Annotated in this window: 19 protein-coding genes; 6 read left to right on the top strand and 13 right to left on the bottom strand. The window is 73.0% G+C overall.

All coding sequences use genetic code 11. The annotated features are described in order from the left end of the window. The first annotated feature begins 102 nt into the window (after positions 1–102). Positions 103–1,260, top strand: coding sequence for an alkaline phosphatase PhoX (locus ABD358_RS05095; RefSeq protein ID WP_344629620.1), 1,158 nt, complete (start codon positions 103–105; stop codon positions 1,258–1,260). Here the strand turns inward: ABD358_RS05095 and ABD358_RS05100 are convergent. The 9 genes from ABD358_RS05100 to ABD358_RS05140 all read right to left on the bottom strand — a co-directional run bounded on the left by ABD358_RS05100 (position 1,230) and on the right by ABD358_RS05140 (position 14,367). Then, positions 1,230–1,913, bottom strand: a complete 684-nt coding sequence (locus ABD358_RS05100) for a hypothetical protein (protein WP_344629621.1) — start codon at positions 1,911–1,913, stop codon at positions 1,230–1,232. The genes ABD358_RS05095 and ABD358_RS05100 overlap by 31 nt on opposite strands. A gap of 169 nt (positions 1,914–2,082) precedes the next feature. Then, positions 2,083–4,872: a glycosyl hydrolase gene (locus ABD358_RS05105; RefSeq protein ID WP_344629622.1), complete on the bottom strand. Its 2,790-nt coding sequence runs from the start codon at positions 4,870–4,872 to the stop codon at positions 2,083–2,085. Between the two features lie 167 nt (positions 4,873–5,039). Continuing rightward, on the bottom strand, positions 5,040–5,669 hold the full coding sequence (locus ABD358_RS05110; RefSeq protein WP_344629623.1) for a histidine phosphatase family protein: 630 nt from the start codon (positions 5,667–5,669) through the stop codon (positions 5,040–5,042). Positions 5,670–5,751: 82 nt separating this feature from the next. Then, positions 5,752–6,300 carry a GNAT family N-acetyltransferase gene (locus tag ABD358_RS05115; protein ID WP_344629624.1) on the bottom strand — a complete coding sequence of 183 codons (549 nt, stop codon included), beginning with the start codon at positions 6,298–6,300 and terminating at the stop codon, positions 5,752–5,754. Between the two features lie 263 nt (positions 6,301–6,563). Further along, positions 6,564–9,302, bottom strand: a complete 2,739-nt coding sequence (ppdK, locus tag ABD358_RS05120) for a pyruvate, phosphate dikinase (RefSeq protein WP_344629625.1) — start codon at positions 9,300–9,302, stop codon at positions 6,564–6,566. A gap of 497 nt (positions 9,303–9,799) precedes the next feature. Continuing rightward, on the bottom strand, positions 9,800–11,014 hold the full coding sequence (locus tag ABD358_RS05125; RefSeq protein ID WP_344629626.1) for an ROK family transcriptional regulator: 1,215 nt from the start codon (positions 11,012–11,014) through the stop codon (positions 9,800–9,802). Positions 11,015–11,051: 37 nt separating this feature from the next. Continuing rightward, a complete protein-coding gene (locus ABD358_RS05130; protein ID WP_344629627.1) occupies positions 11,052–11,918 on the bottom strand; it encodes a carbohydrate ABC transporter permease in 867 nt (288 codons plus the stop codon). Then, entirely contained in the window at positions 11,918–12,895 is a 978-nt protein-coding gene (locus ABD358_RS05135; protein WP_344629628.1) for a carbohydrate ABC transporter permease, read from the bottom strand. The genes ABD358_RS05130 and ABD358_RS05135 overlap by 1 nt, the downstream gene beginning before the upstream one ends. 74 nt (positions 12,896–12,969) lie before the next feature. Continuing rightward, a complete protein-coding gene (locus ABD358_RS05140; RefSeq protein WP_344629629.1) occupies positions 12,970–14,367 on the bottom strand; it encodes an ABC transporter substrate-binding protein in 1,398 nt (465 codons plus the stop codon). Positions 14,368–14,699: 332 nt separating this feature from the next. Here ABD358_RS05140 and ABD358_RS05145 point away from each other — a divergent pair, with 332 nt between their 5' ends. Next, positions 14,700–16,250 carry an MGH1-like glycoside hydrolase domain-containing protein gene (locus tag ABD358_RS05145; protein WP_344629630.1) on the top strand — a complete coding sequence of 517 codons (1,551 nt, stop codon included), beginning with the start codon at positions 14,700–14,702 and terminating at the stop codon, positions 16,248–16,250. Positions 16,251–16,309: 59 nt separating this feature from the next. On the opposite strand, the gene dusB is transcribed toward ABD358_RS05145, so the two are convergent. The 3 genes from dusB to ABD358_RS05160 form a co-directional block, all read right to left on the bottom strand. Continuing rightward, positions 16,310–17,452 carry a tRNA dihydrouridine synthase DusB gene (dusB, locus tag ABD358_RS05150; protein ID WP_425576247.1) on the bottom strand — a complete coding sequence of 381 codons (1,143 nt, stop codon included), beginning with the start codon at positions 17,450–17,452 and terminating at the stop codon, positions 16,310–16,312. Positions 17,453–17,569: 117 nt separating this feature from the next. Beyond that, a complete protein-coding gene (locus tag ABD358_RS05155) occupies positions 17,570–17,866 on the bottom strand; it encodes a hypothetical protein (protein ID WP_344629632.1) in 297 nt (98 codons plus the stop codon). 214 nt (positions 17,867–18,080) lie between these two features. Continuing rightward, positions 18,081–19,463, bottom strand: a complete 1,383-nt coding sequence (locus ABD358_RS05160) for a glycine--tRNA ligase (protein ID WP_344629633.1) — start codon at positions 19,461–19,463, stop codon at positions 18,081–18,083. Positions 19,464–19,634: 171 nt separating this feature from the next. Here ABD358_RS05160 and ABD358_RS05165 point away from each other — a divergent pair, with 171 nt between their 5' ends. The 4 genes from ABD358_RS05165 to ABD358_RS05180 all read left to right on the top strand — a co-directional run bounded on the left by ABD358_RS05165 (position 19,635) and on the right by ABD358_RS05180 (position 22,957). After that, on the top strand, positions 19,635–20,651 hold the full coding sequence (locus ABD358_RS05165; RefSeq protein ID WP_344629634.1) for a metal ABC transporter substrate-binding protein: 1,017 nt from the start codon (positions 19,635–19,637) through the stop codon (positions 20,649–20,651). 77 nt (positions 20,652–20,728) lie between these two features. Further along, a complete protein-coding gene (locus ABD358_RS05170; RefSeq protein WP_344629635.1) occupies positions 20,729–21,490 on the top strand; it encodes a metal ABC transporter ATP-binding protein in 762 nt (253 codons plus the stop codon). Next, positions 21,487–22,374, top strand: coding sequence for a metal ABC transporter permease (locus ABD358_RS05175; RefSeq protein WP_344629636.1), 888 nt, complete (start codon positions 21,487–21,489; stop codon positions 22,372–22,374). Before ABD358_RS05170 ends, ABD358_RS05175 begins: the two co-directional genes overlap by 4 nt. Before the next feature lie 157 nt (positions 22,375–22,531). Then, the gene (locus tag ABD358_RS05180) at positions 22,532–22,957 is read left to right on the top strand and encodes a Fur family transcriptional regulator (protein ID WP_344629637.1); all 426 of its coding nucleotides are present in this window, start codon (positions 22,532–22,534) and stop codon (positions 22,955–22,957) included. 104 nt (positions 22,958–23,061) lie between these two features. Here ABD358_RS05180 and ABD358_RS05185 read toward each other — a convergent pair whose 3' ends face one another. Then, a complete protein-coding gene (locus ABD358_RS05185) occupies positions 23,062–23,961 on the bottom strand; it encodes an isoprenyl transferase (protein ID WP_344629638.1) in 900 nt (299 codons plus the stop codon). Between the last annotated feature and the right edge of the window lie 88 nt (positions 23,962–24,049).

Consider the following 24,049-nt stretch of genomic DNA (forward strand, 5'->3'; position numbering starts at 1 on the left):
GTCGATTGTTCATGTCCCGTCAAAGCAGGGTCCCTACCTTTCCGGATCGTTCGACCCCGCGGCCGGCCGGTCGCGGGGCCAGACGACCTCGGTGGAGTGATCGTGGAACGTCGTGACTTCCTGCGCGGTGCCGTCCTCGCCGGATCGGTGGCCGCCTTCGGCGGCTCCCTGTGGCGGGGCGCCGCGCACGCCGCCCCCGCCCAGCCCGGCCCGAGCCCCTACGGGGCCCTGCGATCGGCCGACGCCAACGGGATCCAGCTGCCCCAGGGCTTCACCAGCCGGGTGATCGCCCGCTCCGGGCAGAGGGTCCCCGGCACCTCCTACACCTGGCACAACGCCCCCGACGGCGGCGCCTGCTACCCCGACGGCACCGGCTGGATCTACGTCTCCAACTCCGAGATCAACCCCGGCGGCGGCGCGAGCGCGGTCCGCTTCGACTCCTCGGGCACCGTCACCGGCGCCTACCGCATCCTGTCGAGCACCCGGCAGAACTGCGCGGGCGGCGCGACACCGTGGAACACCTGGCTGTCCTGCGAGGAGGTGGACCGCGGCTACGTCTACGAGACCGACCCGTGGGGCGTGAAGGCCGCCGTCCGCCGCGACGCCATGGGCCGCTTCAAGCACGAGGCCACGGCCGCCGACCCGGTCCGCAAGGTGATCTACCTGACCGAGGACGTCTCCGACGGCTGCCTCTACCGCTTCCGCCCCACCACCTGGGGCGACCTCTCCTCGGGGACGCTGGAGGTGATGACGGGCGGCACGGGCACCTCCGGCTCCATCGGCTGGGCCCGCGTCCCGGACCCGTCCGCCTCCTCCACCGCCACCCGCCACCAGGTCTCGGCGGCCAAGCACTTCAACGGCGGTGAGGGCTGCCACTACGCGGACGGGATCTGCTGGTTCACCACCAAGGGCGACGGCCGGGTGTGGCGGCTCAACGCGGCGAGCGACACCATCGAACTCGCCTACGACGACTCCCTGGTCACCGGCGGCGCCCCGCTGACGGGCGTGGACAACGTCACCGGCTCGGCCTCCGGCGACCTGTTCGTCGCCGAGGACGGCGGCAACATGGAGATCTGCGTGATCACCCCGGACGGTGTGGTGGCGCCCTTCCTGCGGATCGGCGGCCAGTCGTCCTCGGAGATCACCGGCCCGGCCTTCTCCCCCGACGGCAGCCGGCTGTACTTCTCCAGCCAGCGCGGCACCAGCGGCAGCAGCTCGGGCGGCATCACCTACGAGGTGCGGGGCCCGTTCCGCTCCTGAGGCTCCTCCCCCCTCCCCCCCCGGTCCCCCGGCGGCGCGCCGCCGGGGGACCGGGCCCGCCGTGCCCGCCAGCGGTAGTCGTCCGGATGGTCCTGCATCCAGACGTTGATGCGGTCGCGGGTGCCGAAGATCTCCTCCTGGTGCGCCTTGAGGTGCTGGTAGGACGGGTCGTCGCCGGCGTCCTCGCGCAGCGCCGCCATCCAGGCGATCGGCTCGGGGAAGCGGCCGGGGCCCTTGGCGTCGGCCTTCATCGCCTCGTCCGGGTCCGCCAGTTCGTCCAGCACCCGGTTCGGGAGGTACTCGCAGTTCCCCGGGGTGTCGCAGGAGTCGTCCAGGGTGTCCTGCAGACCGGCGAACGCGTCGCGCACCGCCTTCGGTCCGGGCGAGGGCGGCCACGGCGTCTCGCCGTTCGGGCCCGCCTGGCCGAGTCTCCACCGCTCCTCCCGCTCCTCTCGCCCCTCCGGTTCGGGGTGCGGCGAGAAACTCGGGGCCGCGGCGCTCTCCACGCTCTCCGGGGGGCCGCCGTCCACCGGTGTGTCCGAACCGGTGGAGCAGGCCGACAGGAGCGACAGGCATGCCAGGCATGACGCCGGGGGCACGGCGAGGGCGGCGGCACGGGCGCGAAGGGTGCGCATGGCGCGGTCTCCGGTCATCGGCGAACTGTCCGACGAACCACCGGAGTTCACCGGACCGCGTTCACCCGGACCGGGGCCACGAAGTGCACGCTACTCCGCTCCCCGCGCCGGCCGGGAGCGGCCGTGCCCGCACCGCGTGACGCGGTGCGGGCACGGCGCCCTGTCGGGGTCCGGTGCCAGGGACCGGTCACCCGAAGGGGATGGTGAGCACCGATCCGGAGCCCACCTGGAGCTTCGACGGGCCGTTGCCGATCGCGCTCCACACCTCGACGCGGACCGTTCCGCCCCGCAGGTTGCCCAGGCTGCCCGAGGCCGACTTCAGTCCGGCGCGGGAGGCGGCGTACTCCTCCCAGCCGTCCACCGGGTCGGTGGCGAAGTAGCGGTAGGTCTCCACCCGGTCGAAGGTGCCGTCGCCGGTCAGGTCGTACGAGACCCGGGCCTGCTGGCCGAGGCCGACGGCCGTCCCCGCGTCCACCTTCAGCCGGAAGTCGGTGGTGCCGCCCGCCTTGTGGGTGCCGTTGACGTTCCTGATCTCGTAGACCAGCGGGCGGTTGGGGGTCCCGTCGTGGTTGGCGCCGCCCGCCGAGGGGATGGTGTCGGCGGTGGCGGAACCGGACGTGGTGCTCAGCGTTCCGCCGGAGCGCAGGTGGAGGGTGTCGCCGGTGGCCGGGGTGCCCGGGTCACCGGGGTCGCCCGGGTCCGCGGTGCCGGTGCCGGTGGCCGTGGAGCGGGCCGGGACGGTCAGCCTGCCGCCGTCGGAGAACGTCACCGTGCTCGCCGAGTCGGAGAAGTTGTGCGCCACGTAGGTGCGGGTGCCGTTCTTGGTGAAGACCGCGGCGGTGGGGCTGTCGGCGGTGACGGAGGGGTCGGGGGCGCCGATCGCGTCCAGGGTGGCGACCCAGTGGTAGGTGTGGGCCTTGCTCTCGCCCGCCTCCGGGCCGTAGTTGCCGCCCTGCGCGTCCCAGGCGGCCTTGCCCTTGGCGGGGTCGGCCAGGGCCTGGAACTCCCAGAAGATGTCGCGCCATTCGACGGCCGGGCCGCCGTTGGCCTTCTCCATCTCGGCGATGCTCCGCCGGATGGCGTCCTTGTTCCGGGCCAGGTGGAGCGAGCCGCCGGTCACCGGCAGGACGTTGATGCCGTGGATCTCCTCGGGGTTGGCGGTCCACCAGGTGGAGTACGCGCCGCCGCTGCCCCACACCATGCCGACGACGTCGTGGTCGAAGTTGCCGGGGTAGACCTGCTGGTCGGCGTCGAACCAGTACTGGGCGATCGCCTCGGCCTCGGTGGTCAGCAGGTAGACGCCCAGGTCGCGCAGGGAGGTGTCGCCGGTGGCCGAGCCCCACAGGACCAGGCCGGCGCTGAGGTTGATCGACTCGGAGGACGACTCCTGGTTGTTGCCGGCGGCGAAGCCCGCGTGGCCGGCGGCCCAGCTGTGGCCGGCGTAGACGTCGAAGCCGCGCAGGAAGGGGAACTTCTCGTCGGTGCGGCTGGGGTTGGCGGCGTCCCTGATGAGGGTCTTGACCATGCCGCCCCAGGCGGAGTCGGCGGCCCACGCCTTGTCGTACTGGGCGACGATGGCCGCGGCCATCACGTAGTACGAGTAGTGGAAGTGGTGGTCGTTGAGTTCCTTGTCGCTGCCGTAGGAGGCGGGGTAGCCGATGAGGGTCTTCCAGTCGCGGTCGTAGGAGAACTCCGAGGCCCCGCCGACGGTGAACCACTCCTGGAGCCGGCCCTTGATCAGGCCGAGCAGCCTGTCGCGGATGCCGGTCTCGCCGATCTGGTCGGCGATGGGCACGAGCTGGGCGAGCTTGCCGAGCTGCTTGCCCGTCCAGTAGGTGTCCGTGGCCCCGTCGAACGGGTCGGCCGCGTTCACGACCTCGTTCAGGTAGCCGGTGAGCCTGGCCTTGTCCACGCCGGACGTCCTGGGCAGGCCCGGCAGGACCCCGGTGACCTTCTGGGAGGTGGTGAAGGAGGTGCCCTCGCGGACCTTCATCGTCCCGCGCGGCGAGACGTAGGTGTAGGAGGTCAGCGGGTCGGAGGTGTGGAGCCACTGGTGGCGGTAGAGCGCCTGGAGGGTGCCGGTCTGGCTGCCCTCCTTGGCGGTCGTGGTCAGCGCGTAGGTGGCCTTGATCCGGCCGGCGGCCCGGTCGTAGTCCCAGGTGACCTTGGAGCCGGTGACGAAGCTGAAGGCGTACTTGCGGTAGGTGGCCAGCGCGTCGGTGCTCGGCAGGACCGCCAGGGAGAAGTAGTCCTTGCCGCCCAGGTTCGCGCGGATGTCGTTGCCGGAGACGGTCCAGTCGCTGCCGGTGGGGGCGAACAGCGCGTAGTGGTGGCCGCCGACGGTGACGCCCAGGACGTTGCCGTCGTCGGCGAAGACGTTCGGGGTGCTCGCGGCGGAGATCTGCGCGGCGCCGCCGGTGCCCTGCGCGTACACGTAGGGCAGTCCGTGGCCGATGGTGGTGCGCAGGGTGCGGGTGCCGTCGGACCAGTAGGGGGTGACGGTCCAGTCGCTCCAGGAGTCGGCCCTGGCGTCGGGGGAGTTGAGGCCCTGGAGACCGATGGTCAGGTCCCGCTTGTGGGTGAACTCGTACTGGCGGCCGTCCCCGACGATCGCGTGCGAGGTGGGGTAGCCGACCTCCAGCCCGCCGGAGACGGCCCGGTAGGTGAGCGGGTGCCCGTACATGTTCTCGGAGTACGGGTTGTCGGGGTAGCGCTGGAAGACCAGGGACGACCACCAGTCGTTGGTGGGCACCGGCTTGCCCGCGGCGGCGGAGGTGACCTTCGGCTTGACGGAGGCGCCGGCGTTGTTCTCCGGCCCGGCGGCCCCGGCGGGCCGGGTGTCGCTGTAGCCGCCCTGGCCGACGGGGACGGTGGCGGCGCCGGCGGTGCCCGCCCCGACGACGCCGAGGCCGGTGGCGGCGGCCGCCGTGGCCGCCACCGCCGCCAGCAGCGCGGCGGGACGTCTGCGGAATCTCATGAACGGCTCCTCGTGGGGGAGTGCGGGGGGTTTGAGAGCGCTCTCAGATTCCGGCAACGTAAAGTTGAGATAAACAGCCGTCAAGATGTTGGACGGAAACGATCTGCAACTGGCGTCACTCGTTCAAGAGTTGACGCCGTATCTCCCTTTCGTCACCCCGCCGGGGCTCACCGGACCCGCAGCCCGGGCGGGAACCCGGTCCAGCGGAGCCCCTCCGGGAGGTGACCGGTGTCGTTGTACAGCAGCACCGACGGCGGCCCGTCCGGCGCGTACCGGATGACGGTCAGCGCGGCGTTGGCGTGGTTCAGCCCCATCCAGCGCCACCGGGGTGCGCTCAGGGCGTCGCGGACCAGCCAGGCGACCAGGAAGGCATGGGTGACGACCAGCTCGTGGCGGGGCTCCTCCCCCGGCACCGGACCGGTGAACCGCGCGAGGGCCTCCCGCGCCAGCTCCGCTCCCCGCTCGCGCTCCTCCGCCGCGACACCGCCGAGCCGGCGCGGCATCCCCCCGGCCCACTCCGGCGGCAGCTCCTCCGGCGCCGGCACGTACGGCACGTAGTCCCCGGCCGCCTCCGACCGGTGCAGGGGCACCCCGTCCAGCCGCCCGGCGGCCAAGCGGGCCGTCTCCTCCGCCCTGGGCAGCGGCCCGTGGTGGACCGCCGACAGCGGAACGCCCCGGAGCCGCTCCCCCAGCAGCTCCGCCTGGCGGCGTCCGGCCAGGGTCAGCGCGCTCTCGTCGGGCGTCGCCTCGCCGTGCCGGGCGAGGTACAGGTGGCGGGCGGCGGTCGCTGCGGTCATGGAGTCGTCCTCGGGCGGTCGGCGGTCGCGTACGGCGGCGGGGACGGCCCTGCCGTCCCCGCCGGTTCCGCCGGGGCGCCTGTCACCGCGTCGCGCCGTACTCGGTGTACTCGGTCCCGGTGATCGCGTGGACCCGGACCGGACGCCCGCAGGAGGGGTCGACGGTCTCGCGCTCGCAGCGCATGCCCAGTCTCCGCACGAGGCGCTCGGAGGCGTCGTTGCCGACCTGGACGATGCTCACCACACGGTCCAGCCCGCACTCCAGGAAGCCGAACCGCAGCACGGCGGCGGCCGCCTCACCGGCCAGCCCCCTGCCCCAGAAGCGCTTCCCCAGCCGCCAGCCGGCCTCGACCGCGGGCATCACCTCCGGCAGGAAGCGGGGCACCGACAGGCCCGCGAACCCGGCCAGTTCGCCCGTGGCGCGGACCTCGACCGCGAACAGGCCGAACCCCTCCGCCTCCCACTCGCGCTCCATCTCCTCGACGCCCGCGCGCGTCCGCTCCACGTCGCGGACCGATCCGTCCCCGATCCAGCGCATCACCTCGGGGTCGGCGTTGACGGCGGCCAGCGGCTCGACGTCCTCCTCGCGCCAGCGCCGGAGCACCAGCCGGGGCGTCCTGATCACGGTCATCCGCGTGTCTCCCTCCGGGTCGGTTCCCGTCCGGGTCATGCTCGCCGGGGCCCGCGCCGCCGTCCACCGCGCCCGTCCGGCCCGGGCCCCGCGCCCCCGCGCACCCCCTCGTCCCGGGAATCCGAGCAGGCCATGGCGGAAGGGGCGGCGCCTCCGCACAGGCGCCGCCCCTTCCTTTCGGTGGCCGGGGCCGTCCCCGCCGGTGAGGGTAGGGGCTGACGGGGACGGGCTCCGGCGTCGGGTGGTGGTATCGGGTCGCGGGGTCAGCGGCTGTCGCTGCCCCCGCCGGTCTCCATCGCCGCCGCGCGGCCGGCCTCCAGGCGGGCGACCGGGATGCGGAACGGGGAGCAGGAGACGTAGTCCAGACCGACCTCGTGGAAGAAGTGGACGGACTCCGGGTCGCCGCCGTGCTCGCCGCAGACGCCGAGCTTGATGTCCGGGCGGGCGGCCCGGCCGGCCTCGGCGGCGGTGCGCACCAGCGCTCCGACGCCCTCCTTGTCGATGGTCTCGAAGGGGGAGACGCCGAAGATGCCCTTCTCCAGGTAGGTCGCGAAGAAGCTCGCCTCCACGTCGTCCCGGCTGAAGCCCCAGGTGGTCTGGGTGAGGTCGTTGGTGCCGAAGGAGAAGAAGTCGGCGCACTCGGCGATCTGCCCGGCCGTCACCGCGGCGCGCGGCAGCTCGATCATGGTGCCGATGGCCAGGTTCAGATCCGCGCCGCGGGCCCGCTCCACCTCCGCGACGACCTTCTCGGCCTCCTCGCGGACGCACTCCAGTTCCTGGACGGTGCCCACCAGCGGGATCATGACCTCCACGCGCGGGTCGCCGCCGGCGGCCCGGCGGTCGGCCGCGGCCTCGGCGATGGCCCGCACCTGCATGGTGAACAGGCCCGGGATGACCAGGCCGAGCCGTACGCCGCGCAGACCCAGCATGGGGTTCTGCTCGTGGAGGCGGCGGACGGCCTGGAGCAGGCGCAGGTCGTTCTCGTCGCGTTCGCCGCGGGCTTCGGCGAGCGCGACGCGCACCGACAGCTCGGTGAGGTCCGGGAGGAACTCGTGGAGCGGCGGGTCCAGCAGCCGCACCGTGACCGGCAGGCCGTCCATGGCCTCGAAGAGCTCGGCGAAGTCGCCCTTCTGGAGCGGCATCAGCGCGTCCAGCGCCGACTCGCGCCGCTCCTCGGTCTCGGCCAGGATCAGGTGCTCGACCAGTTCGCGCCGCTCGCCGAGGAACATGTGCTCGGTGCGGCACAGGCCGATGCCCTGGGCGCCGAAGCGGCGGGCCCGGGCGGCGTCCTCGGCGTTGTCGGCGTTGGCCCGCACCTTCATGCGGCGGACGCCGTCGGCGTAGGTCATGATCCGGTCCACGGCCCTGACCAGCTCGCCGGCCTGTTCGTCCGCCCGGATGCGGCCCTCGAAGTACTCCACGACGGGGGAGGGCACGACGGGGACCTCGCCGCGGTAGACCTTGCCGGTGGAGCCGTCGATGGAGATGACGTCGCCCTCTTCGACGACCGTGCCGTCCGGCGCGGTCAGCCGGCGCCGCCTGGTGTCGACCTCCAGTTCCTCGGCGCCGCACACGCAGGTCTTGCCCATGCCGCGGGCGACGACGGCGGCGTGCGAGGTCTTGCCGCCGCGGCTGGTGAGGATGCCCTCGGCGGCGATCATGCCGTCGAGGTCGTCGGGGTTGGTCTCGCGGCGGACCAGGATGACCTTCTCGCCCTCCTGTGCCCGCCTGACGGCGGTGGCGGAGTCGAAGACGGCCCGGCCGACGGCGGCTCCGGGCGAGGCGGCTATGCCCTTGCCGATCCGCTCGGCCCCTCCGTCGCCGGCCTTCGCCTCGTCGAAGTGCGGGAACATCAGCTGGGCGAGCTGGGCGCCGGTGACGCGGCGGAGCGCCTCGGCGTCGTCGATCAGGCCCTGGTCGGCGAGCTGGGTGGCGATCCGGAAGGCGGCGGCGGCCGTGCGCTTGCCGACGCGGGTCTGGAGCATCCACAGCTTGCCGCGCTCGATGGTGAACTCGATGTCGCAGAGGTCCCTGTAGTGGTTCTCCAGGGTCTCCATGATCTCCATGAGCTGGTCGTAGGACTTCTTGTCGATCCTCTCCAGCTCGGCGAGCGGCACGGTGTTGCGGATGCCGGCGACGACGTCCTCGCCCTGGGCGTTGGCGAGGTAGTCGCCGTAGACGCCCTGCTGGCCGCCGGCGGGGTCGCGGGTGAAGGCGACGCCGGTGCCGGAGTCGGGGCCGAGGTTGCCGAAGACCATGGAGCAGACGTTGACGGCCGTGCCCAGGTCGTGGGGTATGCGCTCCTGGCGGCGGTAGAGGCGGGCCCGCTCGCCGTTCCAGGAGTCGAAGACCGCGCGGATGGCGAGGTCCATCTGCTCGCGCGGGTCCTGGGGGAACTCGCGCCCGGTCTCCTCGGAGACGATGGCCTTGAACCGCTCGACGAGCTTCCTGAGGTCGCCGGCGTCCAGGTCGACGTCGGTGGCCGCGCCCCTGGCGCGCTTGGCCTCCTCCAGCGCCTCCTCGAACAGGTCGCCGTCGACGCCCAGCACGGTCTTGCCGAACATCTGGATGAGGCGGCGGTAGGAGTCCCAGGCGAAACGTTCATCCCCGGCCTGGGCGGCGAGCCCGGCGACCGAGGCGTCGGACAGGCCGATGTTGAGGACGGTGTCCATCATCCCGGGCATGGAGAACTTGGCGCCGGACCGCACGGACACGAGGAGGGGGTCGTCCGCCTGGCCGAGCTTCTTGCCCATCTTCCGCTCCAGGGCGTCGAGGTGCGCACTCACCTCGTCGCGGAGCGCCGGGGGCTCGGCGCCGGATTCGAGATAGACCTTGCACGCCTCGGTGGTGATGGTGAACCCGGGAGGGACCGGGAGGCCGAGGTTGGTCATCTCGGCGAGGTTGGCCCCTTTGCCGCCGAGGAGGTCCTTGAGGTCCTTGTTCCCCTCGGTGAAGTCGTAGACGAACTTCCTGGTTACGTGAGGCTCTTCGTTTTCCGGCACGAGAATCGCGCTCCTCGCTGGATCCCCCCGGACGGGTCCGGGGGAGGCTGCCCTGACGGCGGGGAGAGTACCCAGATCGAAGGGTTTGGAGTACGGCCACCATTAGGCCATGAGGGTGTAACCGCCCATCAGGTGAAGGATCAAAAGCAAAGGGCTTCCCAAGAGCCGGGGAAAGGCGAGTTCACCGTCCAAAGTCTTCTGCACCGTCGGTCGCGGATGGAGCGCTCCATCGCCACCATGGGTGACATCCGGCGTCAACTCTTGAAATGAGCAGGGGTGGCACTCAGTGCCACCCCTTGGAGAAGTGCAGGGTACCTTTTCTCGCTCATATGAGCAGGGCTCCTATCAAAGTGGCGAGAATCACGCCCTCGGTAACCGCCTCGTCTCAGTCATCGGACACATTCGCGCTCCCTCCCGCTCCGATGAGCGATCAGTGGCCGCAGACCGGGCCGGCGCCCCTCCCGCCCTTCCGTTCCGCCCCGTTCCGTCCGCCTTCGTCACAGGCCCATGGCGGCGAGGCGGGCGTCGGCCCGGCCGGGGGCGTACAGGTGCTCCACCACCATGGCCCCGGCCCCGATCAGGCCCGCGCGGTCCCCGAGCCGGGAGGTGACCACCGTCAGATGAGCGGTGCTGCGGGGCATGGCCCGCTGGTAGAGCAGCTCGCGCACCCCCGTGACGAACGGCGTCCCGGCGAGGTCGCCCGCGATCATCAGCACCCCGGGGTTGAGCACCGTGACGACCGTGACCAGCACCTCCCCCACCCTGCGGCCCGCCTCCCGGGCCAGCCGGACGACCTCGGGCCGGCCCGCGGCGAGCAGGTCCCGCACCCCGGCTCCGGTGCCGGCCGCCACCCCGGCCGCGCCGAGCTGCGCGGCCAGCGCCCGGCCGCTGGCGACCGCCGCCAGGCAGCCGTACGACCCGCACATGCACAGGGCGTCCGGCCGGTCGTGCAGCCGGATGTGCCCGATGTCCCCCGCGCCTCCGTCGATGCCGCGGTACACCTCGCCGCCCACCACCAGCCCGGCGCCGATCCCGGTGGAGACCTTCACCAGGAGGAACGCGCCGCAGTCGGGGTAGTGGGCGCGCTGCTCGGCGTACGCCATGAGGTTGGCGTCGTTGTCGACCAGGACGACGGGCGCCCTGTCCTCCGCCCCGGCGTCCCCCAGGACGTGCTCGGCGTACGCCCGCCGCGTCCGCTCGGGGATCGGATGGCGGTCCCAGCCCGGCATGATCGGCGGCTGGACCACCTGCCCGGACTCCCACTCCACCGGCCCGGGCACCGACAGGCCGATGCCGCAGACGTCCCCGGGCACGGCCCCGGCCCGCTCCAGCAGCGACGGGAACCAGCGCGCCAGCCGGTCGATCACCGTCTCGGGGCCGTCCTCGACGTTCAGGGGGCCGGTGTGCTCGGCCAGCACCCTGCCCCTCAGGTCGAGCGCGGCGGCCCGCCCGTACCGGGTCTCCAGGTCCACGGCGAGGACCACGGCGTGCGTGCCGTCGAACTCCAGCCGTCCCGCGGGGCGTCCGCCGCCCCCGCCGACGGGGACGGTGGTGCCCTCCCGGATCCAGCCCGCCCGGAAGAGCCGGTCGAGACGGTTGCCGACGGTGGAGCGGGACAGCCCGGTGACCCGCTGGAGCTCGCCGCGGGTGGTCGCCTCGCCGCTGCGGATGAGGTGCAGCAGGTGTCCCGCGCTCGACTGGTTCTCGATCATGCCGCAATCTTCGCCGCTCGCGCGGGCTCCCCGCCGCTCACCCCTTGTCGGCGCCGCTGGTCAGCCCCTCCGTCAGCATCCGCTCCGCGGCGAAGAACAGCAGCACCACCGGCACGGTGAGCACCACCGACCCGGCCATCAGCACCGTCTTGGAGACCTCGATCCCGCCCGCGAGCTGCTGGAGCCCCAGGGAGACCGTCCACTTCTCCGGCTTCGCGACGAGGAAGAGCAGCGCGAACAGGAACTCGTTCCAGGCGATCATGAAGATGTACAGGCCCGTGGCCATCAGGGAGGGCACCGAGAGCGGCAGCACCACCTTGCGGACCGTCTGCAGCCGGGTGCAGCCGTCGAGCGCCGCCGCCTCCTCGACGCTGCGGGGGACGGTCGCGAAGTAGTTCCTCATCATGTAGATCGACACCGGCACGGTCTGCGCGATGTAGACGATCGCGAGCCCGGTCAGGCTCCCCTGGAGTCCCATCCTGGCGAACAGCACGAACAGCGGCACGGCCAGCAGGGTGGCGGGGAAGAGGTAGACGGCCAGGAAGAGCGCGCCGACGTGCCGGCCGCCGAAGAACCTCAGCCGTCCGACGGCGTACGCGCCGGGGACCGCCGCGAGCAGGGTGAGCGCGACGGTGCCGAGGGAGACCGCGGCGGAGTTGGCCAGCATCCGCACGAACCCCTGGCCGCCCTCGGAGGCGGGCCGCAGCACCTCCCGGTAGGTGTCGGCGGTGAACTCGCGCGCGCTCACCCACAGCCTCCCCGGGTCCAGCAGCAGCGCGTCGATCGGCTTCACCGACAGCAGCAGCATGTAGCAGAAGGGCGCGACCGTGATCAGCGCGAGGAAGGCGATCACCACCCACCGCAGGACCGCGAAGACCCTCTCCTCCACCCGGGCGCGGCTCATCACGCCTCCTCCCTCGTCCTGCCCGCGAAGAACCGGAAGTACAGGCCCAGCAGGGCCACCAGGACCAGGGCCAGCACGAGGGCCTGGGCCGCGGCGGCGCCCACGTCGTAGCGGGCGGTGAGGAACTCGTAGACGCGCACCGCGACGACGTCGGTGCCCGCCCCGCCGCCGGTGAGCAGGTAGACGTCGTCGAACTTGTTGAACGTCATGATGAAGCGCAGCACGCTCAGCAGCGCGACGACCGGCATCAGCTGCGGCAGCAGGACGTACCGGAAGCGCTGGGAGACGGTGGCGCCGTCCACCGTGGCGGCCTCCTCCAGGGTGGCGGGCACGGCCTGGAGCCGGGCCAGCAGGAAGAGGAAGGCGAACGGGAAGTAGCGCCAGGTCTCGAAGGCGATGACGGTCAGCAGGGCCAGGGGGATCTCGAACTCCAGGCCCAGCAGGGAGACTTCGTGGCCGCGGGTGGAGAGGAAGGCCGGCGCCCGCTCCCAGCCGAGGAACCGCCGCCCCCACTCGCCCACGATGCCGTACTGCGGGCTGAGCGCCACCTGCCAGACGAAGGCCACCGCGACGACCGGCGCGACGTACGGCAGGAGCATCGCGGCGCGCAGCGGGCCCCGGCCGCGGAACGGCCTGCGCAGCGCGAGGGCGGCGGCCAGGCCCAGCAGGATCGATCCGGCGGTGCCGCCCACCGCGTAGACCAGGGTGGTGCCCAGGCTGCTCCAGAAGCCGGGCGCGCCGAAGACGGCGGTGAAGTTGTCCCACGTCCAGTCGCCGAGCAGCCCCATGCCCTGGATGTCGACCAGCCGGGCGTCCTGGAACGCCAGCAGCACGGTCCACGCGATGGGCAGGACGACCACCACCAGGACCACCAGGACGGTGGGGGTGACGAAGGCCAGTCCCGCGCGGTTCTCCCGCTGGGCGGCGGTGAGGGGCCGGTCGCGGCGCCGGGCCGCGCGGCGGTGCGTCGTCGTCATGGGCTGCGTACCTCGGGCGTGTGGGGGGGGGGACGGGTACGGGGACGGGTACGGGGCCAGGGGCCCGGGCGGGGTCACCGCAGGGAGTCCCGCAGGGCGGAGACCTCCTCGTCGGCGTCGCGCGCGGCCTCGCCGGGGGAGAGCCGGCCGCCGGTCATGGCCCCGACGGCCTTGGGCACGGGCAGTTCGCCGCTCATGGCGCCGACGAGGGTGCCCTGGCCCTGGGGGATGCCCCAGCGCCTCATGCCCGTCACGCCGTCGGCGAGCCGGTCGAGGAGTTCGGGCGGGTAGACCCGGTCCATGGGTTCGCGCCGGTCCACGCCGAGGGAGCCGGAGCGCCAGGCGCGCAGGAACTCCCCGGGGTCCCCCGGGGTTCCGGTGCGCACCGGGATCTTCCCCTCGGGGGCCATGCCGAACCAGTCCCGGTAGCCCTCGCTCATCATGTACTCCACGAAGGCCCGGGACGCCTCCGTCTCGGCGGTCCGGGTGACGGCCCAGGAGGTGATCTCGCCGAACCGGGCGGGCCCCGTGCCGTCCGGGCCCTCCACGGCGGTGACGATCCCGCTGTTCTCCGCCAGGAAGCCGCGGTCGCCGGCGCACTCCGGGCAGCTCGGCAGGGCGTCGTCGCGCAGCCCGGCGAGTTCGTCGAGGACGAAGGAGGACCAGACGAGCACCGAGGAGGAGCCGGAGAAGTAGGCGGCGCGGGTGGTGTCGACGGTCTGGGTGCCCGGGGCGCCGTGCTCGCGGGCGAGGGTGTCGTACAGGGCGAAGGCGCGGCGGCAGGCGGGTGAGTCCAGGGCCACGTCCCCGTCGGCGCGCACCAGTTCGCAGCCGTCCGCCAGGGCCAGGTACTCGAAGCTCTGCTGGGTGGCGACGTCCGCGGGGTCGGTGGGCAGGGAGATCCCGGTACGGCCCCCGCCGTCCAGTTCCCCGGCGGCGCGCAGCAGGTTCCGGTAGGTGTCCGGGGCGGGCAGGCCCGCCTCGCGGAAGCGGTCCGCGCGGTAGACGACCAGTTGCAGCCAGGCATCGGAGGGGACCGCCAGCCGCCGGTCCCCGTCGCCGGTCAGCTCCAGGGCCCCGGCGGTGAAGGTGTCGGCGCCCAGCGCGCGGACGACGTCGCCGGCCACCTCGGTGTTCAGCAGGTCGTTGGCGTACATCTGCCAGACCTGCCCGAGGGTCACCGCGCCGATGACGTCGGGCAGGTCGCCCGCGGCGGCGGCCGACATGACCATCTGGGGGAGCTGGTTCTCGGCGACGCCGACCAGGTCGACCTCGACCCCGGTCCTCTCCTCGAACCGGGCGACGACCTCCTCGGTGGCGGCCATCCGCGGCGGGAGGTTCTCCAGGGACCACACCGTGATCCTGTTGTCGGGCGTGGTGTTCGCCTCACTCGAACAGCCGGACAGCGGACCGGCGCAGAGCAGCACCGCGGCCAGCGCCGCTGCGACGCAACGGAGTTGACGGGCACGCATTGACCCGCATACGCCCCCTTTCACCCTCTTCGCGCCCCCTGTGTCAGGCCTCACAACCCCATTTCTGCCTTTCCGTAAGACAAAACCCTAGGCTTACATAGGCGTAACCCAGACGTCATCTTCAGATCCGGAGTCCTCGTGGAGCGCGTCGCACCGTTCACCGACCCTCCCCGGCCCACAGCCGTTCCGGGGGACGTCCCCCGGCCCTCGACCGGATACCCGCGGTTCCACCGTGTGCACCCGGCCGTTCCCTCCACCGGCGCACACGCGCCGGACGGCGGGACCGGGTCCGCACCGGCCGTCCTCCGCGCCGGTCGCCGGGCGGCGGTCCGATGAGGGAGATCCCGCCCGTCCGGCTCCACGTCCCCGCCCAGCGGTCCGCGTCCGGCTCCGCGGCGGACGGGCTGCGCGACGCCGCGCGGCGGGTGCTGCTGCGCAACTGGACCGGCGGCTCGACCGTCCCCTCGCGCAGCCTGTACCCCCACCAGTGGAGCTGGGACTCGGCGTTCGTCGCGATCGGCCTGCGCCACCTGTCGCCGGAACGCGCCCAGCGCGAACTGGAGACGCTGCTGGCCGCCCAGTGGGGCGACGGACGCGTCCCGCACATCGTCTTCAACCCGGCCGTCCCCCTGGACGCCTACTTCCCCAGCCCCGACTTCTGGCGGTCCTCCACCGCCGGAGCCGCGGCCGGGGCGCCCGCGGACGTCGAGACCTCGGGCATCGTGCAGCCGCCCGTCCACGCGCTGGCCGCCTGGCTGGTGCACCGGGCCGACCCGGCGCTCTCGCGGCGGCGCGGCTTCCTGCGGCGGCTGTACCCGAAGCTGGTCGCCTGGCACCACTACCTCACCGCCCACCGCGACCTGGGAAGACGCGGGCTGGTGTCGGTCGTCCACCCGTGGGAGCCGGGCATGGACAACAGCCCCTGCTGGGACGGGCCGCTGGCGCGTGTCGAGCCGGCCCCGCCGGGCTCCTTCCGCCGCGCCGACCTCGACCACGGCTCCGCCGCCGACCGCCCCACCGACCTGGACTACGCCCGGTACGTGCGGCTGGCCGCCGACTACCGCGACCACGGCTACCTGGACGCCCGGGCGCCGCACCGGTTCGCCGTCGAGGACCCCGGCGTCAACGCCCTGCTGATCGCCTCCGAGCACGCCCTCGCGGACATCGCCGAGGAGATCGCGCCCGAGATCGCCCCCGTCTCCGGGGCCCGGGAGGAGCTGCGCGCCGACGCCGACGCCCACCGCCGCCGGGCCCGCGAGCTGACCGCCGCGCTGGTGGACGGGCTGTGGGACGCGGAGGCCGGGCAGTTCCTCTGCTTCGACGTGCGCTCCGGGCGGCCGATCGCCGAGCGCAGCGTCGCCGGACTGCTGCCGCTGATCGTGCCGGGCCTGCCGCGGGACGTCGTCGGCGCCCTGCTGGACACGGTCCGCGGCGAGCACTTCGGGCTGGGCGGCGCCGTACGGCTGGTGCCCAGCTACGACCTGCGCGGACACGCCTTCGACCCGCGCCGCTACTGGCGCGGCCCGGCCTGGTTCAACATCAACTGGCTGATGGAGCGCGGCCTGCGGCAGCACGGGCGGACCGCCGACGCCGACGCCCTGCGGGCCGCGGTACTGGCCGCGGCCGCCTCCTCGGACTTCGCCGAGTACGTCGACCCCCACACCGGAGCCGGGCACGGCAGCCGGGAGTTCAGCTGGACGGCGGCGCTCGTCCTGGACCTGCTGCACCGGACCGCGCGGGCCGGGGAGCACGCCCCGGTGCCCGCCGCCGTCGCCCGGCCGCGCGCCCGGGTCCGGGCGGAGGCACGGGCCGAGGCGCGGGCCGAAGGACAGGCCGAGGCGCGGGCCGAGGCCCCGGTGGGGAGCGGCGAAGCGGCCCGGTGACCCCGGGCCGCCCCGGTGACGGGACCGGCCCCGGTCCCGCCCTGGGTCCGGTCGCCGGATCAGCCGCCGGAGGTGTCCAGCTCGGCGTCCGCCGCGACGCCCGCGCAGTCGTTCGGGTCGTCCAGCCAGCCGTCCGGCAGGACGACCCGGTTCCGGCCCGAGGTGCGCCCGCGCGGCCCGTCGGCGCCCGCCGGCCAGGGCTGGTCCAGGTCCAGCTCGCCCAGCAGGTCCTCAAGCTCCGCCAGGGAGGAGGCCACGGCCAGCCTCCGGCGCATCTCGGAGCCGACGGAGAAGCCCTTGGTGTACCAGGCGACGTGCTTGCGGAAGTCGATCACGCCGCGCGCCTCGTCCTCCAGCCACTCCCCCAGCAGCCGGGCGTGCCGCAGCATCACCGCCGCGACCTCCCGCAGCGACGGCCGGGCGCGCTCCCCGGACCCCTCGCAGGCGTTGACCAGGTCGGAGAAGAGCCACGGCCGCCCCAGGCAGCCGCGTCCGACCACGACCCCGTCGCAGCCGGTCTCGCGCATCATCCGCACGGCGTCGTCGGCCGACCAGATGTCGCCGTTGCCCAGCACCGGGATCTCGGGGACGGCCTCCTTCAGCCGGGCGATGGCCTCCCAGTCGGCGGTGCCGCCGTAGTGCTGGGCGGCGGTGCGGCCGTGGAGGGCGATGGCGGTGACGCCCTCCTCCACGGCGATGCGCCCGGCGTCCAGATAGGTGAGGTGGTCGTCGTCGATGCCCTTGCGCATCTTCATCGTCACCGGCAGTCCGCCCGCGCCCGCCACGGCCTCGCGCAGGATCGCCCGCAGCAGGGGGCGCTTGTAGGGCAGCGCGGAGCCGCCGCCCTTCCGGGTCACCTTGGGGACGGGGCAGCCGAAGTTGAGGTCGATGTGGTCGGCCAGGTCCTCGTCGGCGATCATGCGGACGGCCTTGCCGACGGTCGCCGGGTCCACGCCGTAGAGCTGGATGGAGCGCGGCTTCTCGCTCGCATCGAAGCGGATGAGACGCATGGTCTTCGCGTCCCGCTCCACCAGCGCCCGGGTGGTGATCATCTCGCTGACGAACAGCCCCCTGCCGCCGCTGAACTCGCGGCACAGCGTCCGGAACGGCGCGTTGGTGATCCCGGCCATCGGCGCGAGGACCACCGGCGGCCGGACCGTGTGCGGGCCGATGGCGAGCTGCTGTGTCATGGGCGTGGGCATCCTCTGTCGCTTCGGGACGGTCGTTCCGGGGGGACGGTCCCCCATTGTCCCCCATTCGCCGTCGCCCGTTCGCGGCCCCGCCCTCCGGCCGGCCCCGGACCGGCCCGCGCCGCCGCCTCAGTGCCCCAGGACGGCGGCGGCGAGGACGGCGAGGAAGCCCGCCGCCCCGACCAGCCCCAGGATCCACGGCGCGGGGCTCAGCCGCTGCGGCATCCCGCCGCCGTGCTCGGCGAGGTGGTGGGCGGCCCCGGCCCGGGCGGGGCCGCCGCACGGGGCCGCCTCCCGGTGGTCGCAGGTGCCGCAGACGATGTGGGCGTCCCCCGCCCCGCGGCGGAGGGAGATGTCGCGGACGATCCGCACCTCGTGGAGGCGCCCGTCCGTGCCGTAGCCGCTGACCATGCTCACTGTCGGCATCCGTCCCTCATCCCCCTTCCGGACACCGCCGTGCGTCCCGGCCGATCCTGGCAGGCGGCCGGACGCGGCGGCAGGGGCGATGGCAGCAGTGTCGGGGGCCGCCCGGTTGCCGGATCCCGGCAGGGGGAGCGGTTCGGGGCCGGTGAACCGGCCGGTTCCCTTCCGCTTCCGTGACGCGGTGCACCGCCCGTGCCACGGAAGGCTGACGGTTCGCTCAGCAGCCCAGCAGGCGGCCGGCGAGGTAGGACTCGACCTGGTCGAGCGAGACCCGCTCCTGCTTCATCGAGTCGCGCTCGCGCACGGTCACCGCGTTGTCCTCGAGGGTGTCGAAGTCGACCGTGACGCAGTACGGCGTGCCGATCTCGTCCTGGCGGCGGTAGCGGCGGCCGATGGCGCCCGCGTCGTCGAACTCGATGTTCCAGTGCTTGCGCAGCGCGGCCGCCAGCTCCTTGGCCTTCGGCGAGAGCTGCGGGTTGCGGGAGAGCGGCAGGACGGCGACCTTGACCGGCGCCAGGCGCGGGTCGAGGCGCATCACGACACGCTTCTCCATCTTGCCCTTGGCGTTGGGCGCCTCGTCCTCGACGTAGGCGTCGAGCATGAACGCGAGCATCGTGCGGCCGACACCGGCCGCGGGCTCGATGACGTACGGCGTCCAGCGCTCGCCGGCCTCCTGGTCGAAGTACGACAGGTCCTGGCCGGAGGCCTTGGAGTGCGCGGTGAGGTCGTAGTCGGTGCGGTTGGCCACGCCCTCCAGCTCGCCCCACTCACTGCCGCCGAACTGGAAGCGGTACTCGATGTCGGCGGTGCGCTTGGAGTAGTGGGAGAGCTTCTCCTCGGGGTGCTCGTACCACCGCATGTTCTCCTCGCGGAGCCCCAGGCCGGTGTACCAGTTCCAGCGCTGCTCCATCCAGTACTCCTGCCACTTCTCGTCCTCGCCCGGCTTGACGAAGAACTCCATCTCCATCTGCTCGAACTCGCGGGTCCGGAAGATGAAGTTGCCCGGAGTGATCTCGTTCCGGAAGGACTTGCCCATCTGCGCGATGCCGAACGGCGGCTTCCTGCGCGAGGTCTGCTGGACGGCGGCGAAGTTGGTGAAGATGCCCTGCGCGGTCTCCGGGCGGAGGTAGGCGACGGAGCCGGAGTCCTGGGTGGGGCCGAGGTGGGTGGACAGCAGGCCGGAGAACTGCTTGGGCTCGGTGAACTGGCCCTTGTTGCCGCAGTTGGGGCAGTTGACGTCGGCCAGGCCGTTCGCCGGGGGACGGCCGTGCTTGGCCTCGTACCCCTCCTCCAGGTGGTCCGCGCGGAACCGCTTGTGGCACGAGGTGCACTCGGTGAGCGGATCGGTGAAGGTGGCGACGTGACCGGACGCCACCCACACCTCGGGGGCGAGGATCACCGACGAGTCGATGCCGACCACGTCGTCGCGCGAGGTGACCATGGAGCGCCACCACTGGCGCTTGATGTTCTCCTTCAGCTCCACACCCAGCGGACCGTAGTCCCAGGCGGCCCTCGTCCCTCCGTAGATCTCGCTGGAGGGGTAGACGAAGCCACGGCGCTTGCTGAGGCTGACGATGGTGTCGATCTTGTCGGCGGCCACGGTGCTCTCTTCGGTACAGACGACGGAATACCTCAGGTTACCGGCGATGGAGGGGGCCTGACCAAATCGGTCCGGGGTTCGGGCACCGCCGGGCGGGCACCCGGGCGGGCCGGACGGAGATCCCCTCATTTCATTTGACAATCATTTCCATCTCGGCTGAAAATGACTGTCATGAACGCTCGACGACGCCCCCTCATACCCCGTCCCCGCACCGCCTCCCGCGCCGTCCTGGCCGGGGCCGTCGCCCTGGGCGCGCTCGGCCTGACCGCGTGCGGCACCGGCACGGCGGACGGCGGGGGGAAGGGGGTGGACGTCGTCGCCTCGTTCTACCCCATGCGGTTCCTCGCCGAGGAGATCGGCGGGAAGCACGTCACGGTGGAGACCCTGACCAAGCCCGGCGTCGAGGCGCACGACCTGGAGCTCAGCCCCCGGCAGATCGCCGACCTGGGCAAGGCCGACCTCGTCGTCTACCTGGAGGGGTTCCAGCCCGCCGTCGACAAGGCCATCGAGCAGTCCGGGGCGGAGCACGTCGCCGAGGCCGGCTCGTACACCGAACTGGAGACGCACGGCTCCGGGCACGAGGAAGGACATGAGGGACACGAGGAAGGACACGGGGACGAGCACGGCGGGGAGCACGAGGGCCACGACCACGGCCACGGCGAGGACGCCCTCGACCCCCACGTCTGGCTCGACCCGGTGAAGTACGCCGAGATCGCCGAGGGCGTCGGCGAGGCCCTGGCGAAGGCCGACCCGGAGCACGCCGCCGACTACCGGAAGAACGCCGAGGCGCTGGCGGAGAAGCTGGACGCCCTCGACGCGGACTTCCGCGAGGGCCTGGAGAACCGCCGGACCGACACCTTCATCACCACCCACTCCGCCTTCGGCTACCTCGCCGAGCGCTACGGCCTCCACGAGGAGTCCATCGCCGGCCTCGACCCCGAGTCCGAGCCCAGCGGCGCCCGGATGAAGGAGCTCCACGAGATCGCGGAGGAGGACAAGGTGAACACCGTCTTCTTCGAGACCGCCGCCAGCGACCGGACGGCCGGGACCCTCGCCGACGACCTGGGCCTGCGCACCGATGTCCTCGACCCCGTCGAGGGCATCGGCGACGACTCCCGCGGCGACGACTACTTCGAGGTCATGCGTGCCAACCTCCAGGCCCTGCGCACGGCGCTCGGCGCCGAGTGAACCCGGCGGCCGGCCCGGCGGGACCCACCAGCCCGGCGAAACCCACCAGCCCGACCAGCCCGATGAGGAGGCCACCCATGGCGGACGAGCGGACCACGGCGCCCCCGGCGCTGTCCCTGCGGGGCGTGACCGCCTCGCTCGGGGGGCGGCAGGTGCTGCGCGGGATCGACCTGGACGTGGCGCGCGGCGAGGTCGTCGCCCTGCTCGGCGCGAACGGATCGGGGAAGTCGACGACGGTGCGGACCGTCGTCGGCCAGGTGCGGCCCACGAGCGGCGAGCTGGAGCTGTTCGGCACCCCGCTGCGGCGCTTCCGCGACTGGCGGCGCGTGGGCTACGTGCCGCAGCGCTCGACCGCCGCCGCCGGCGTCCCCGCGACCGTGCGCGAGGTGGTCTCCGCCGGGCGGCTGGCCCGCAGGCGGCTGAGGCCGCTCGGGCGCGCGGACCGGGAAGCCGTGCACCGCGCCCTGGAGCTGGTCGGGCTCGCCGGCCGGGCCCGCGACTCGGTCGACGCGCTCTCCGGCGGCCAGCACCAGCGCGTGCTGATCGCCCGCGCGCTGGCCGGCGAGCCGGAGCTGCTGGTCATGGACGAGCCGCTGGCCGGGGTGGACCTGCTCAGCCAGCGCGTCCTGGCCGACGCGCTGACCGAGCAGACCGAGCGGGGCGCCTCCGTCCTGCTGGTGCTGCACGAGCTGGGTCCGCTCGCCCCGCTGATCGACCGCACCGTCGTCCTCCACGACGGCCGGGTCGAGCGCGTGGACGGCACCACCCACCTCCACGACCAGGCCTGCCACCCGCACCCCGACCCCTCAGCCCCCGCCCGGACCGGACTGCTCACATGATCGAACTACTGGACTACCCCTTCATGCAGCGCGCCCTGCTGGCCGCGCTGCTGGTCGGCGTCGCCGCCCCGGCCGTCGGCATCTACCTCGTCCAGCGCCGCCAGGCGATCATGGGCGACGGCATCGGGCACGTGGCGATGACCGGTGTGGCGCTGGGCTTCCTGCTGAGCACCAACCCGGTGTGGACGGCCGTGCTGGTCTCCGCCCTCGGCGCGGTCGCGATGGAGCTGATCCGCTGGTACGGCATGGCGCGCGGCGACATCGCGCTGTCCCTGCTGTTCTACGGCGGCATGGCCGGCGGCGTCATGATCGTCAACCTGTCGCCGGGCGGCTCCAACGCCGACCTGATGACGTACCTGTTCGGGTCCATCACCACCGTCTCCCCCGAGGACGTCACCGCGATCGTGGCGCTGTCCGCGTTCGCGCTGGCGGTCTGCCTGGGGCTGCGGCGGCAGCTCTTCGCCGTCTGCCAGGACGAGGAGTTCGCCCGGGTCACCGGACTGCCGGTGCGGATGCTCAACCTGCTGCTGGCCGTCACCGCGGCGGTCACGGTGACCGTGGCGATGCGGGTGGTGGGGCTGCTGCTGGTGAGCGCCCTGATGGTGCTGCCCGTCGTCGCCGCCCAGCAGGTCACGCGCGGCTTCGCCACCACGCTGGCGCTGTCGGTGGCCACCGGCGTGCTGGTCGCCCTCTCCGGCACCGCGACGTCCTTCTACGCGGACGTGCCGCCCGGCGCGAGCATCGTGCTGCTGGCGATCGCGCTGTTCGCGCTCCTGGCGGTGGTGGCGCCCCTCCTAGACCGGGTACGGAGCAGAGCGGGGGCCCGGCATGAGGAACACCACAGGACGCAGGAGGCACCCGAGGGCGCTACGGTCGTGCGGTGAGGTGACCACGGTCGCCGGTGGCGGCACGGGCGGGAACGCGCCGGTGGGATCCACCGGCACGGCGCACCGGTAAGGGGTGCTCCCCCACCGCGCCCGCCACACCCTGGCACAATGGCCGATCAGCTACGCGAGGTAGCGCCGACATGAGGAGGCAATGGTGGCGACCGCAGGTCCCCCCGTACGCGGCCGGTCGACCCGGCAGCGCGCCGCTGTGGCGGCGGCTCTCAGCGAGGTCGACGAGTTCCGCAGCGCCCAGGAGCTGCACGACATGCTCAAGCACCGAGGCGACTCGGTGGGTCTGACCACGGTCTACCGCACCCTCCAGTCGCTGGCCGACGCGGGCGAGGTGGACGTCCTGCGCACCGACGACGGCGAGGCCGTCTACCGCCGGTGCAGCAGTGGCGACCACCACCACCACCTGGTCTGCCGCCACTGCGGCCGGGCCGTCGAGGTGGAGGGCCCCGCCGTGGAGAAGTGGGCGGACTCCATCGCCGAGGAGCACGGCTTCGTCGACGTGGCCCACACCGTCGAGATCTTCGGCACCTGCGGCGAGTGCGCCGCCGCCGGACGCTCCAAGGCCTGAGCACAAGGACCGCGCACCCGCGCCGCGGCCCCGCCGCACCCGCAGGTGCGGCGGGGCCGCGGCGCGTCCCGCGTGGGCGCCCGGATGCCGGGACGCCCAAACGCTCAGACGCCGGACGGGGCCACCTGCCCCGGCTCTCCCGGCTCCCCCGCCTGCCCGGGCTCCTCCGGTCCGCCGTCCTGCCGCTCGCCGGCGGCGGGCACCTGGTTGGGCTCCGCCCCGCCGAAGCGGCGGTCGCGCCGGGCGTACTCCAGGCAGGCGTCCCACAGGTGGCGGCGGTCGAAGTCCGGCCAGAGCACGTCCTGGAAGACCATCTCGGCGTAGGCGCTCTGCCATATCAGGTAGTTGGACGTGCGCTGCTCGCCGGACGGCCGGACGAACAGGTCCACGTCCGGCATGTCCGGGTAGTACAGGTACTTCGCGACGGTCTTCTCCGTCACCTTCGACGGGTCCAGCCGTCCGGCCCGCACGTCCGCCGCGATGGCCGCCGCGGCGTCGGCGATCTCGGCCCGGCCCCCGTAGTTGACGCAGAAGTACAGCGTCATGGCGTCGTTGTCCTTGGTCTGCTCCTGCGCTATCTGGAGCTCCTGGACGACCGACCTCCACAGCTTGGGCATCCGGCCCACCCAGCGGATGCGGATGCCCAGGGCGTCCATCTCGTCGCGGCGGCGGCGGATGACGTCGCGGTTGAAGTTCATCAGGAAGCGGACCTCTTCGGGCGAGCGCTTCCAGTTCTCGGTGGAGAAGGCGTACAGCGAGAGGTTCTCGATGCCCATCTCCAGGCAGCCCTTGAGGACCTCCATGACGACGCCCTCGCCCCGCTTGTGCCCCTCGGTGCGCGGCAGCCCGCGCTGCTTGGCCCAGCGGCCGTTGCCGTCCATGACGACCGCCACGTGCTTCGGCACCAGGCTGCCGGGGATCTTCGGCGGACGCGCGCCGGAGGGGTGCGGATCGGGCGTGAGGTACTCGCGACGCTGCCGGGACAGCATTCCGCGCCGTGCCATGGTGCTCTCTTCTCCACCCGTGCGGGCCGCCGCGGCCACGCCCGGGTAACGGGCTCGGTGGGTCGGGGGACTACGGCGAGAGTAGCCG

Source organism: Streptomyces glaucosporus (genome assembly GCF_039533345.1).
Taxonomy (GTDB): Bacteria; Actinomycetota; Actinomycetes; order Streptomycetales; family Streptomycetaceae; genus Streptomyces; species Streptomyces glaucosporus.